Source organism: Pseudomonadales bacterium, assembly GCA_024234435.1.
Classification (GTDB): domain Bacteria; phylum Pseudomonadota; class Gammaproteobacteria; order Pseudomonadales; family Porticoccaceae; genus JACKOF01.
Genome location: JACKOF010000001.1, coordinates 1,674,725 through 1,688,197 on the forward strand (window position 1 = coordinate 1,674,725; position 13,473 = coordinate 1,688,197).

Annotated in this window: 12 protein-coding genes; 3 read left to right on the forward strand and 9 right to left on the reverse strand. The window is 49.9% G+C overall.

Going from position 1 to position 13,473, the window contains the following annotated elements:
- Positions 1–233 precede the first annotated feature (233 nt).
- Together H7A02_07790 and H7A02_07795 are read left to right on the forward strand one after the other, a co-directional pair.
- Positions 234–1,373, forward strand: a complete 1,140-nt coding sequence (locus tag H7A02_07790; protein ID MCP5172147.1) for a hypothetical protein — start codon at positions 234–236, stop codon at positions 1,371–1,373.
- Positions 1,374–1,798: 425 nt separating this feature from the next.
- On the forward strand, positions 1,799–2,158 hold the full coding sequence (locus H7A02_07795; GenBank protein ID MCP5172148.1) for a hypothetical protein: 360 nt from the start codon (positions 1,799–1,801) through the stop codon (positions 2,156–2,158).
- 10 nt (positions 2,159–2,168) lie between these two features.
- Here the strand turns inward: H7A02_07795 and H7A02_07800 are convergent, their stop codons facing one another.
- From H7A02_07800 to H7A02_07840, 9 genes are all read right to left on the reverse strand, one after another.
- Positions 2,169–3,515, reverse strand: a complete 1,347-nt coding sequence (locus tag H7A02_07800) for an MFS transporter (protein ID MCP5172149.1) — start codon at positions 3,513–3,515, stop codon at positions 2,169–2,171.
- A 166-nt stretch (positions 3,516–3,681) separates the two neighbouring features.
- On the reverse strand, positions 3,682–4,179 hold the full coding sequence (locus tag H7A02_07805; protein MCP5172150.1) for a flavin reductase family protein: 498 nt from the start codon (positions 4,177–4,179) through the stop codon (positions 3,682–3,684).
- Positions 4,176–5,072, reverse strand: a complete 897-nt coding sequence (locus tag H7A02_07810; protein MCP5172151.1) for an SMP-30/gluconolactonase/LRE family protein — start codon at positions 5,070–5,072, stop codon at positions 4,176–4,178. The genes H7A02_07805 and H7A02_07810 overlap by 4 nt, the downstream gene beginning before the upstream one ends.
- 5 nt (positions 5,073–5,077) lie before the next feature.
- On the reverse strand, positions 5,078–6,523 hold the full coding sequence (locus H7A02_07815; protein ID MCP5172152.1) for an aldehyde dehydrogenase family protein: 1,446 nt from the start codon (positions 6,521–6,523) through the stop codon (positions 5,078–5,080).
- A gap of 80 nt (positions 6,524–6,603) precedes the next feature.
- Entirely contained in the window at positions 6,604–7,071 is a 468-nt protein-coding gene (locus H7A02_07820) for a hypothetical protein (GenBank protein MCP5172153.1), read from the reverse strand.
- Complete coding sequence (locus H7A02_07825; GenBank protein ID MCP5172154.1) at positions 7,068–8,093, reverse strand: phosphotransferase family protein; 1,026 nt, start codon at positions 8,091–8,093, stop codon at positions 7,068–7,070. Before H7A02_07825 ends, H7A02_07820 begins: the two co-directional genes overlap by 4 nt.
- Positions 8,090–9,193 (reverse strand): hypothetical protein, encoded by a 1,104-nt coding sequence (locus H7A02_07830; GenBank protein MCP5172155.1) that lies wholly within the window; start codon positions 9,191–9,193, stop codon positions 8,090–8,092. Before H7A02_07830 ends, H7A02_07825 begins: the two co-directional genes overlap by 4 nt.
- A gap of 115 nt (positions 9,194–9,308) precedes the next feature.
- Positions 9,309–10,373 carry an LLM class flavin-dependent oxidoreductase gene (locus H7A02_07835; protein ID MCP5172156.1) on the reverse strand — a complete coding sequence of 355 codons (1,065 nt, stop codon included), beginning with the start codon at positions 10,371–10,373 and terminating at the stop codon, positions 9,309–9,311.
- Between the two features lie 101 nt (positions 10,374–10,474).
- Positions 10,475–11,992: an AMP-binding protein gene (locus tag H7A02_07840; GenBank protein ID MCP5172157.1), complete on the reverse strand. Its 1,518-nt coding sequence runs from the start codon at positions 11,990–11,992 to the stop codon at positions 10,475–10,477.
- Positions 11,993–12,244: 252 nt separating this feature from the next.
- On the opposite strand from H7A02_07840, the gene H7A02_07845 reads away from it, so the two are divergent.
- Complete coding sequence (locus H7A02_07845) at positions 12,245–13,471, forward strand: cytochrome P450 (protein MCP5172158.1); 1,227 nt, start codon at positions 12,245–12,247, stop codon at positions 13,469–13,471.
- The last annotated feature ends 2 nt before the right edge of the window (positions 13,472–13,473 follow it).

The following is a 13,473-nucleotide window of genomic DNA, read 5'->3' on the forward strand; positions in this document are numbered from 1 at the left end:
AACAAACCGCTATTTAGGCTACTAAAATCAAAATGTATTGATAGTCAGGTATTGTAGACACCTGTGTTATAGCTTGGGCAACTCCCTCTTATTAGCTGCAAAGCTACGTAACCCAAAGCAAATCATTGCCATGACGATCAAAGCGTTATAAAATTCAACAATAGTGTTGAATAATTAAAATAAGATATAAACCCTATTAACAAACGCTCATAACGGGGATATAAGTAACCAATATGGCAACAAAAAGAATACTCGTTGGAGAAGGCTCGGCAGAACCTACCGTGGGCTTTGATTTCGCTCGGCAGATGTTTTCGCCTGATTCTGTAGAGTTTTTCTTTGGCGTTAGACGCTCTTCAGAAGGCCTGAACCAGCTTAATACACCGGGGGTCAGCGTAGTTGCTAACTTCCCCGGCAGGGGAATGAAAGGGCTGACAACCCCTCCCCAAAACTGCAACCTGTCTGCTTTCCGAATAAGCAGGGTACTTGATAGTGGCAGGCTACAAGCGGACGCATTACTGGTAGTAGCTACGCCACCAAATGCGAAAGGCGAAAGATCACTCGGCACAGCCAATGGCCCATTGCAAAGCGCTATTGATAATGCCCCACTCATCATTGTCGAGGAGTGGGAAGAGCTCCCTTCTCTTCCCGGCGCGGCCACTATTCCCGCAGACAAACCGCTTAAAGTCATTCAACACAAACCCGCCACGTTTGCCCCCTTGTCTCGACCTCCCACTGAACTAGACTACGCATGCGCAGAACATATTGCCACGCTAATTGACGACAACACTCCAATACAAATTGGAGTCGGCGGTATTATTGAAGCCCTTAGTGATCAATTGAAAACCAGGCGCAATTTGCGAATTATATCCGGTGCTGTTGGTGAAACTATTCGAAAACTACATAATTTCGGCTGCCTTTCACCCTCTGAAAATATTCTTGGTACGGCCCTTGTCGGCGATGCCGATATTATCGAATGGGCAAAAACAACTGCAAACCTTCGCTTAATGTCTTCTCGTGAAATCCACAATCCTAAGTGGCTGGCAAAGATCGCCAATTTCCATTCGCTGAATATCGCCCTGTCTGTTGACCTGGAGGGCAATGTAAATGCTGAATCTATCGGCGAACGTCAAATTTCCGGCAAGGGTGGCTCTCCCAACTTCGCACAGGGAGCAGCACTTAGTCCTGGAGGACACGCCATTGTCGCCCTGAGGGGAGACCGGGAAAATTCTCTGGTAGATAAAATTGACAGACCAACCATACCTGGCAGCCATATTAGCTATATCGTTTGTGAAAATGGTATAGCAGATCTTCGCAACAAATCTTTAGAGGAAAAAGCCGTAGCTCTCAAAAAGCTATTTAAACAAAGCCCATAAAATATAGACCACCTGAAAAATGAAGTTTACGCCAACTTTGTAAACTCGCTTTTTGGCGTCAAAAATATCATCCTCGCACCTCCTCGCACGTATGGCATTGAATTTATCTATCAGTTCTAAAACAGGCCTGGCCTGAATATGGCTCCTGCATTATGGGCATACGAACGTTCATAATGTGGGCAGCCACTCACAAATGAGACATAAGGTGGCCGCAGAAAAAACAAATTACTTAGGCCAACTGTCGCCGCAAGACTGCACAGTCAATGCATTGCTGGAAAAAAGAGCCGTCGACTCTATCGAAAGAAATATTTATCAGCTACAACCATACCTATTATTCATTTAGCCAGTTCAACGCCAGCGTCAATAGCATGGCTCGGCGGTTGCTTGAAGAAGGATTATCATAAGGCTCTGTCGTTGCCATATTGATGAGAGGAGAGAATATTTCTTCGTTTGAAGTTGAAACAATGGTCGGCAAACACCAAGCTGTTTCTGAGGTTGCCGCTGTTGCCTATCCTTCCAACATCGGCGAAGACGAAGTTCGAGTATTTGTGATTGCCAAAGAGGGATACACACTCTCTGCAGAACAGGTGTTTACACATTGCGGTGAGACGATGCCCTACTTTATGGTTCCCAGGTATATCGATCTTGTTGAGGAGTTCCCCCGCACTCCGACCGCAAAAATAGAGAAATACAAACTCCGCAACAGGCCCATACTTGAAAGTACCTGGGATTATCAGGAACACGGTTGGAAGCTATCCCGATCAGGAATCAGCAGGGCCAATTAACATCCCCCGTTTAACTGGCCAGCTCCCGGCTTTGCAAACTTCTGACGATAAAAGCTGCAAGCAATACAGCGGGGGCCGCCAACATCAGGTAAATTCCCCACATGGTCCAGCCGCCATCCACCAAAAACCCGGCGACAACGGGTGATGCAATGGCACCCGAGCGCCCCAAACCAATTCCCCAGCCAAGCCCCGTCGCTCTCAGGTGTGTGGGGTAACTGTTAATCGCCACGGCATACATACTGGTCATTGCACCTGTGGCGCAAAAGTTGATCAAAAAAAGTAGCGCATATAAAACCGGGATACTGGAAGATTGCCATCCCGAATAAACAATCAGCAAACCACCACAGGTAAAACACATGGTTGATATCAAGGCTGTCAGCCGCACGCGTGTGGACAAAATGGCCATAAAAACGTTGCCAAACAAACCACCGACCGTAAAAATCGTTAAGGCATAAATACCCGTGTTCAGCTCAAACCCCAGATTGACGAACAGTTTGGGCGTCCACTTCATTAACAAAAAAATAATCCACGAACCCAAAAAAAACGTCAGCCATAGGCGAAGAGTAAGCGAGCGCAATTCAGGGCTCAATAAAGCGCGAATACTCCCTGAGGCAACCGTTTTTTCAGCACCAGCTTCAGGCAACGATGTGAACTCAGCCAGCTTTATATAGCTCAAGGTTTTATTAATTCGCGCTAGCGTGTGCGAACTGTCTCCCGGCTTGCGTTGGTTGGCAATAAACTCCAGGGACTCCGGCACGAACAGCAATACCAGCAGAAGCAATATCACACCAAGAACACCACCTGTGGTAAACAGTGCCGGCCAATCACCCGTACTCAAAAAGTACGCGGCCACTGGTCCCACAATGAGGGCACCAAAAGCAAAACCGCTGGTCACCACAATAACAGCGGTATGACGGTATTTTTCAGGTGAGAATTCCGAAGCCGTTGCTGCGGCAGAAGATAGTACACCGCCAATACCCAAGCCGGTAATGAAGCGTAAAATAAGCAATTGAGGAATGTTGCTGACATGGGCTGTTAAAAGCATGGCCAAGGCGATAGCACTCACGGAGCCCACCAGAATCGTGCGCCTGCCGTAGCGATCACTGAGGGTAGCCAAAAGGATTGAGCCAATCATCATGCCCGCCAGTTCAGCGGATAAAACCACACCCAGTACTTTGGCCTCTATTTGCCAGGTGCTGGCGATGTGTGATGCCGCCATAGAGATGGATACCACATCGAACCCATCTGCTACATTAAGCAGAAAGCAGACCGCAACAATCAGTATTTGCCGCGCGGAAAACCCCTTTGAATTAATACGGTCACGGATAAGCTCGGCAGCACTCCGGTTATCAGCCATACCACCCCCGGCATCAATTATTTTTATATATTGCGGATTTTTTCAGCTTTGGCTCAAGGCCAGCATTCTTTGTTATACACGTTTCCTGTACGACGAAACATGTTCGGGCACACTACGACATTCCCTAACGCTGTGCAAACAGAAACCCGATGCTAGGGGCTGTCTTTCAGGCGTTATCCATACCAGCCAACGAGTGATACTGCCCTTTATAAAACAACAACGGCGGTTCTTCAGGCGAAGAATGAACACGAATAATTCTGCCCAGAATAATATGATGATCACCCGCTCTGGTCAGGGATTCCTGTTCACATTCAAATGACACCAGAGCATCTTGCACGATCGGGCAACCCAGCGAACTGTAGTGATAATGCTCGGGAAACAATTCGTGATCGCCTTTTTTTGCATACTGACTGGAATGTAATTGCTGGGATGCTGAAAGCACATTGATAACGAAATGATTATTTTGGGAAAATATTTCAAAAACTTCAGAATCATTTTGAATTGACCAAAGCAGCAGCGGCGGATCAAGTGACACCGATGAAAACGAATTAATCGTCATCCCCAGAGGTCTGCCCCAAAGTTCCTCTTCAGAGGTCGTGACTACGCAAACCCCGGTGCCAAAACAACCAAAGGCATTTCTAAGCTGAATCTTGTCGATGCTCATTGCTCTGCCCTCTGAAAATCTGCCGCGGGCACATCAACCTTTACGGTGTACAACACCGCTTCTTTTCGTGCGCTTCGCTTCACGTCATCAAAATCCGGGGCTGTACAAATCAGCAACTCATTGCCGTTCTCTCCACCAAGCGCACAGGAATAGAGCCCCATTCCTTCAGGTGCTTTGATTTCTTCAACAATCCCTATGCCCTCCTTTACCCTGGCAACACGACCATGAAAAGCATCTGCCAGCCAGACACAACCTTCGGCATCCAGAGTGCAGCCATCCGGCGCAAAATCTGTATCGGCAAGGGTTTCCGCCGAGGTCATAGGTGGCGCTTTGCCAACCTCTGCCCAGATACGATGATCGGATAACTCGCCGTTATCGCCAATGGTGAAAGCCGACAGCCGCGCCCCCAGAGTCTCGGCGACAATCAGTGTTTTGCCGTCTGGCGTAATCACCATACCATTTGGGAACAGCAAATCTGTTGCCGCGATGCTGACACCCCCTTCAGGGCTCACCTTCACTATTGCCGCAGTGCAGGGAGCATCCCCTTCAAACAGATTAAAACCGAGGTTTCCCACATAAGCATAACCCGGCCCACTCACCACCATGTCATTGGCATAAAACCCGGTATGCTGGTAAATATCCGCGTGCTCCGTCAACACTCCCTGCGGATTTACCTTCATGATTTTTCGGTCTTTCATAGACACAACCAGCAGGTCGCCATCTGGCAACCAGCCCAGCCCTGATGGCTGGCCCGGAACAGTAGCTACCACTTGTGCGTCACCGGTAACAGAAATTTTTAATACCTCATGGGCATAAAGGTCAGAGACGTACCAGTATCCGTTATGCCAGCGCGGACCTTCGTAGAAGTGCCCACCTTCGAGCAGTTTTTTCATTGGTCTCAAGCCTCGGCAGGTTTCGGTTTGGCGATACTGACCGTTTGCAACTCGGAATAAGCATCGAGGCCGACATCGCCATTCGCCCGGCCCAAACCACTGTGCTTGAAGCCACCAAACGGGATATCCGGCATCACAATGCCATGACGGTTAACCCACACTGAACCCGCTTGCAGACAAGCAGCAACCGCCTCTGCCTGTTCAAGATCATCGCTCCAGACTGAAGCCCCCAAACCATAATCCGTGTCGTTTGCCTGGGCTATGGCATCGTCAATATTGGTGTATTGAATAATCGGCAGCAACGGCCCGAACTGTTCCTCTCGAACCAGAGGGTTACTGGCATCCACATGGCTGACAATTGTCGGCTGCAGGTAATAGCCCGATTGATCCAGGGCCTTGCCGCCCGCAGCCACTCGCCCGCCCTCGGCCTCAGCTCTTTCCAAAAGAGCTTTCACCTTCTCAAACTGCTCCCGGTTTGCAAGTGGACCTATCAGCGCCCCCTCATCAAAGGCATCTGCCGGAGTTGTTTTTGCTGCCAATTGCGCCATTGCAGCAACCAGTTCGTCATACATCGACTCATGCGCGTACACACGTTTGATTGCTGCACAAATCTGTCCTGAACGGTAGAAGGCGCCCCAAAACAGTTTTGAGGCAACTTTTTTAGGATTAGCATCTGGCAACACAATTGCCGGATCATTCCCCCCCAGCTCCAGCGACAAACGCTTGAGGGTTGCCCCACCACTGGCCATGATTGCCTTACCCGCCTCAGTGCTGCCGGTAAAAGAAATCATGCCAATTCGAGGGTCCGCCACCATTTGTTTACCAATAACATCACCACCGGAAAGAATATTCAGCACCCCTGCTGGCACTTTGTCAGCAAGCAGTTGGCCGAGCAACAGAAGCGCCAACGGCGCCAACGGAGATGTTTTAAGTACCACGGTATTACCCGCAGCAAAGGCCGTCGAAATTTTCTCACTGGCAATCATCATCGGGGCATTCCAGGGGATAATGGCACCCACAACCCCAACAGGCTTGCGCACAACCTGAACCCGCTGGCGCTCATCGTCATGAATGATGTCGACAGGTACCACAGTTTTGGAGCGGTACTTGAAAAAATAGGCGGCCATGCCCACCTCATCTTTGGTATTGGCCAGGGGCAGGCCTGTCTCCAGGCTTAAAGCCCGGGCAAGAGCTTCCTGATTCTCATGAATAACGCTGGCGATACTGAGCAATACGCTTTTTCTCAACGCCTCATCATCAGACCAGCCCACCAATGCCGACTTTGCAGCAGTGATAGCCTGATCAAGATCAGTCACCGTAGCATCAGGTACCTGCGCGACAATCTCTTCATTACACGGATTAATCACTTCCAGGTTTTGTGCCGATGTCACGCCCTGGCCATTGATCAGCATCTTCAGGTTACTCACCCCCGCCCTGATATCTTCTCTCATTGCTCTCTCCAAAAGTTATCTCCAAAAGCTCTCTTTAAAGTTTGTTGATCGTCTATTGCGACTTCGCCAAAAGAACTGGCTCAAATAAAAACGGACTGCAGTGGAATCTTTTTTTCCGAGAACCGGGTCTGCAACGCAAGACACTGATGCAACAAGGACGTCGCGTCTTCACTTTCACCACTGCCTTCACGCGAAGCAATATCCAGCAGCCCAATCAGACGGGAAAAGTGCGCCAGCCACTGCTGGTGAATATCGAGCTGCTCTTTTAAGCTCAGATCACCCCACTGCGCCGACGCCCCAGCGGGAATGTTCATATCGGCAGCCCATTGATCAGACGACAAGAATCTGGCCTGTCCACATAGACTTGCCATGGCCTCACACTCACCGCGCAAGACAGCCGATAATCCGTCAAGCTCGCGAATGCTCTCGTTAAGTAATTTGGCAGCAGCTTTGACTTCACTACGCAGCTCCGGAGAAACCGCCCCGCTGACCTCTTCGCGCAGAAACTGCTCCACTTTTTCTATAGTAGCCAGAGGGTTCAAACTCATATCTTCACCCCTTGCCCTTCATGATGCTCCGCAAACAACTTGCCGAGTTGTACACTAATCCAGGGAATAGCTCGCACCAGCATAATTCTCGCGGGTCTCGCAGACTGGTTGGCCTCATCTTCACAAAACCCCTTAAGAAAAATGGCTGCCAACTTCACCCAGGCAAACACCTGCCAATAAAACAGCCGCTCCGGGTCAACCTTCTGCCCCGTCGTCTTTTCATAACAGTGCAGATACGCCTCACGACTTAACATGCCACCAACGATATCGAACCGGGTTGTCCACAGCAGCGTAAATGCAAGATCTTCATAAGGATCGCCAACATGTGCGAGCTCCCAGTCAATCACGGCAATCCGGCCGTTACTGTCAAACAGCAGGTTATTGGCCTTGAAATCACCATGAATCATTGCCAGAGGCACGTCATGAGGCAAATGGCATTCCAGCCAGCTCGCCGCGTAAGACAACATCGGCTCCGGCTCAATGAGGTTATCGGTTAATGTTTTTGTCCATAAATCCACCTGATAGGCGGCAGGGTTTTCGGGCAACTTCAGGTTTGTTTTCGCTATTAACAACTTCCAGTCAATGGCATGAACTGATGCCTGAATGTCAGTCAACCGCTCGCCCAGAGAAACCGCTCGCTCCGGATTAGCCGCCATTTCCTTGCGAATATCCTTTCCATCAAGACGCTCACTGATCATAAAAGGCGTCTCAATTGGCGACTCAGTCTGCACGCAGTAGAGGGGCCTGGGAACAGGAATACCGTCATCGTAAAGCGCCTGCAACAAAGAGAACTCTGTGCCCAATTCCAGGTCGAGCACATCTGCACTGAAGTCCCGCCTCAATACAAGCGGCATCACGTCTGATTGGTTATTTTCATGAAGATCAAACGCCCAGGTTTCGTGAGATGTACCGCCGGTCAGTCGCTTAAGCCCGCTGACAGTAACCGGGCAACCTCGCTCTCCCGAGAGGAATATCTCCAACCCGCTGCGCAAAGTCGCTGCCTGGTCAAGCAACGGGCTCATTCATGAAAACCGTATCGAGGGTACGCACCATAAACCTGTGTTTCAAAAGTGCCGTAGCCCACTTCGCCGTCATCCCGAACCATGCGGCAGGCGACATGGGTCGGCCCTATAAGGCGGGTAACCTCTTTATCGGTGATATCGTACTGCAGGGAGTCAGCCCAGCTTTCCCCCATGTATTTGCCATGGCGCCAGGAGTCAGGCCCTCCATATCCTGTGCCTGCACGCAGGTAAGCCCGGGTGAGCGGTTCAAGCTGTACCGTGCGGCGCTCACCATTGGAATCCAGATAGCTGACCGATGAACCCGCCAGCATTTCACGGGTTTCAGGGTCAAAAACGAGATTGTGTTCGGCGCCCCCCAATATTTCTTCCTGGCTGCCAAAGGGCTTAATTTTGCGTACGGTGTTAACTTCCCGTGTGCCATCAGGAAACTCAGAAAGACTGAAGTGAACCGTGCAATCGCTGAACTGCATGGGAGACCAGATCCACAATGTGGTTCTGTTTTTGTTTGCACCCTTGGCCTGCAATATGCCTTTAGGCTCCCGCTCCAGACCGATGGAGCGCACCCCCCAGGAGCGATCACGGGCACCCCAGGCAGTCTCACGGTTCAGCTCAACCCGTTGATCACCACAGCGAATCTCCCCTTCCCAGAAACCGGTTTGAATCAACCGGGTCGCCTGTTCCATCACCCGCCCCATTGACCGTTGCAAAATTGGCGGTTCGTCAAACGCTGGTACTGCGGCATGCCACATGAGATCAAAATTAACCATTTGATCCGGACTCTGACACTGCAAGCGTAACTGTTTCAGACCTTCTATCACTTCTACACTGAAAGGTCCCACATGGGCAGTATCCATTCGATCTACCCCAAGCTCTCTGGAAGCGCGGGTTGTGTGTTGCACACCATCAATAGCAACCGAACCAAACGCATCAATGACCCCGAGATTGGGATAAGAACCCATACCAATCATGAAAAACATATGGTCACTGCAGGTATGTCCGGTAAAAAAATAGCGGTCAAAAAAACGTCGGTCACTGGTTCCAGCGTAACGCACCGGTTCGCTGGTCTGGTGAATTAAATAATCATCTGCGGGGCTCAGCATTTTCAGGAATTCCTATCAGGACAAATCGTTACAGGCAATATGACAGGCGCAGCGACAGCACATTTAAACTGTTTGCTGAGGTGCGCCTGCCAAGTGATTTTGAAAAACAGATCGTTTACCAGCTCTTGATCTCGGGCAGTACTTTTTTGCCTATCAGTTCCATGCTTTTCTCGGCATCGGCAAACGGCATACCGCCGTAGCTGGTAATGGAATTCCATTCATAGTTACCAATAATATCGCGGCGCGCCCAAAGCTTGTCGAGCAGCTCCTGGGGTGTTCCCCAGGCTTGATGTTTCACATAATCTTCCACTGCTGCCTGCTTGCCGATTGAGTTAAGAAAAGCTGCCGAGTCTTTGTATGCCCCATAACCCGCTGTCTCTTTATGGTAGTCCTCCATAAACTCATAGTGATCCAGCAGCGAGACGTAGTTGGCCGAAAGATATTTTGTGGCCATTTCTGCCGCTTTGTCAGAACTTTCGTCGCAATAACAAAAATCAACCATCAACGGATCGTAGGGTTCTTTATTGTGATTTTTACGAAACTCTTCGCGATAAATTTCGATATTCGGCAGGTGCTTTTCCATGGAAAACTGAATGAAGCTCATCATGCGAGTGTCATGCAAGGCAATTTGTTTGGCCGAATCAGGCGACATGGCAACCGAATAAAGACGATCCTTTAGGGGCTGACTGGGACGAGGGCGAATCTCGGCATCAGGCATAGGAAAATGCTTGCCGCCGCTTTTCATGACACCGGTTTCCATGGCGTCCACAATCATCGCGGCTGCTTCGTCAAAACGATCGCGACTTTCATCCATAGGCACACCAAAAGTCTCAAATTCCTTGCGCGCCAGACCTCTGCCAAAACCCACCAGAAAACGGCCCGGAAACATGGAATCCATAAGCGATATACGCTCGGCAATTCTCACCGGCTGTATATGCCAGGGCAAAATACAGGCAGCCAACCCGACTTTTATCTTCTCGGTTTTGGCCGCGACATACGTCAGGATATCGAAGTTATCGACCGACATTGAGTAATCTTCAAAGTGATGTTCGGGACAGAACACCACATCGTAGCCCAGCTCCTCTGCCCGCAACGCGAGGCGAAGATCATTGCGGACCATTTCATCATCCGAGACATTTTCATGGAGATTGGAGAAAAACATCATATAACCAGCTTGCATGACACCCACCTTAAGTACTTAGTATTTATGTTTAATTGTTGATCATTAACTCGGCCACAATGGTATATCAAGATATTATGTTATATCAAGGTATAATGTAATTAACTTCCGAAAATACGCCGACCCGCGCCTGCCCAGTAGGGCTCACGTACATCTTTACGCTTAAGCTTTCCCGCCGGAGTTTTGGGGAGCGGCTCACACTGAAAGTGAACCTGAGAAGGCTTTTTATAACTGCCCAAAGCCTTTTCGACCATGTGCCTGACTTCACTGGCATCCACCGCTTCCATCTGTTCAACTACACAGACAACGCAAGGGGTTTCACCCCATTTTTCATCGGGAATGCCAAACGCCACCACCTCTTTAACCTTTGGGTGGCTCGCCACCACATTTTCAATCTCGGACGGCCAAATGTTGTACCCCCCGGAAATGATCATGTCGTCACTGCGGTCAAGCAGATAAACATAGCCGTTCTTGTCAATCCGCCCAATATCACCGGTCTTTACCCAGCCATTAACAATACGCTCGCCGGTAGCCTCCGGGTTATTCCAGAACCCGAACATTTGGCCATCGGTCTTGGCCACAATTTCACCTACTTCGCCGATAGGCAGTGGCTTGTTATCGTCGCCCCAGATGTCGATCAATGCATAGGGCAACCGGGTTCCGCAGGCACGAAGTGGCTCAGAGCCTTCTATATCGGCAAACCATTGCTCCGGCCCCATAAATGCCACCGGCAATACCTCGGTTTGACCGTAACCCTGATAAAGCACATCGCCCATCAACTCTCTGGCCGCCAGAATCGTTGCATCCTGACTGGGGCCAGCACCCACCAGCACACATTTAAGTCCTGAAAAATTGGTGCTCTTGGCCTTTGGGTGCTGCACAATGGATCGCACCATTGTAGAAACCAGTTGCACATAACTAACCTTTCCAGACGAGATCATTTCGAGAGTCTCATCCACATCAAAATGGTCTACCATGACGTTACAGCCACCCCCCAGCCAGGTCGGTAAATACTGGTACCCAGACGCATGTGAAATAGGCCCCACATGCAGGCAGCCATCACCGGGCAGCAACTGCGGAAAGATATAGAACCAGTCGCGGCAGGCGTCAATCCAGCCTCTGTGGGTGTAGGCGACCGCCTTGGGTTTGCCGGTGGTGCCCCCGGTATGACGAATGATGAAATAGTCATCAGACGAAATTTCCACGCCCGGATCCTCATCACTTTGATCAGAAAGCCAGGTGTGGTATGAATCGTCTCGGACGATAATTTTCAAATCAGGGAGAGAAGCCTCGATACCTTCTATTTCATGGCAGTATTCAGGGCTCACCAGCAAGGCTTTGCATTGAGTATTCTCAAGCATATGCAGGTGAATATCCGGGCTATTTCGCGCATACAAAGGCACACGCACAAAGTTGCCAATGGCTCCGGCCTGATAAAAATCTGCAGCCTCAAGACAATTGCTTTCCAGAACACCAACTCGGTCTCCAGGCTCGACCCCCAACGAGAGCAAACCATTTGCCAAGCGAATGCCGCGAACCCAGGCTTCTCCGTATGACAAGGCATTGCCTCTGAACGAAACAGCTTCACGCAACTGATTGTATTTCGCGGATTGCTCCATCAATTCTTTAACATTCACACTCACACCCCTTATCTCTACTCTAAAACAGGCAGCCCAAAAGCCGCCGAAGATTAAAAAGCAACGCCCGCAACACCCACGATCTATTGCGGCAAGCAGGCGATCATCTTTTTCTTATTTTCAATATATCTTGATATAACTATATACTATGATATACCCTAATGCCTTGTAAACCTGAACAATTCAATTCATTGCGCTCAACATAAAAAACCGAGCCCCACAGGAAAGACATCAATGAGTGAGAACATCACCGCCATAGAAATTGTTGGTAAAGAAGCACTGGACAACCCAGCAGGGTATTTTGGAAAACTTCGGGATCAACAACCTGTTTTCTGGGATGAACGCCACAAGTCCTGGGTGATTACCAGCTACCCAATGATCACTGCGGCATTACGAAATCCGGCGTTTTCGTCTGATCGTATCTCACCCTATATACGCGCCAAACTGTCAGGCTCAGACGTAGACCCGCTGAAACGCCAGGTGTTTGATGTGCTGGCCGATTGGATGGTTTTTAATGATGAGCCCAAACATATGCGACTACGCGGGCTACTCAGCAAGGCATTTACTATAAAATCAGTGGACTCTCTCAGAAACCGGGTGGAAACATTGACCCGCGATCTGATTGAAAAGACACCGAAAACCGGCAAATTTGATTTGATGGAATATATCGCCGCTCCGTTGCCTTCCATCATTATTGCCGAGTTACTGGGAGTCCCCCCGGAGGACCGCTCCAAATTCGAATCCTGGACCTATAAGGTTGCTCCGCTGGTTTCCGGCGGACTGGAAGACCCCTCTCGCTACGAAGTCGCCGCCAAAGGTATGGATGAACTTCTCGGCTATTTCAAAACGCTGATTAACCGCTACGAAACCACACCGGAAGACAATCTCATTACGGCACTCATACAAGCGCGCGATGAAGGTGATCGACTGAGCACATCGGAGCTGCTGGCTACCTGCACACTGGTACTGTTCGGCGGGCACGAAACCACCGCCAATCTCATTGCCAATTCGATCAGAAACCTGCTGCTGCATCCGGACCAGCTTGAGCGTCTTAAAAATGGGCTCGTCGACGACCAGGCCGCTATTGAAGAATGTCTGCGCTATGACGGCCCAGGCAAGGCACTCACTCGCCTGATTGCTGAAGATATCGAATTTGAGGGGCATTCCTTCAAGGCCGGTCAGCGGGTCTTTCTAATTCTGGCCGCGGCCAACAGGGATCCGAATTTCTTTGCAAACCCGGAAGATTTTATTCTCGACAGAGAGATGCCCCACCGACATATGGCTTTCGGACAAGGCAGCCATTTTTGCATGGGCACTCACCTGGCTCGTCTCGAAGCCTCTATTGCTATTCCCATGATCGTCAGATCACTGCCCCCCTTCAAACTCGTCAATGAACAGGGAGACTGGATTCCGGTCTTACTCACCAGAGGCTTGAAAACACTCTGGGTTGAGTATATTTAACG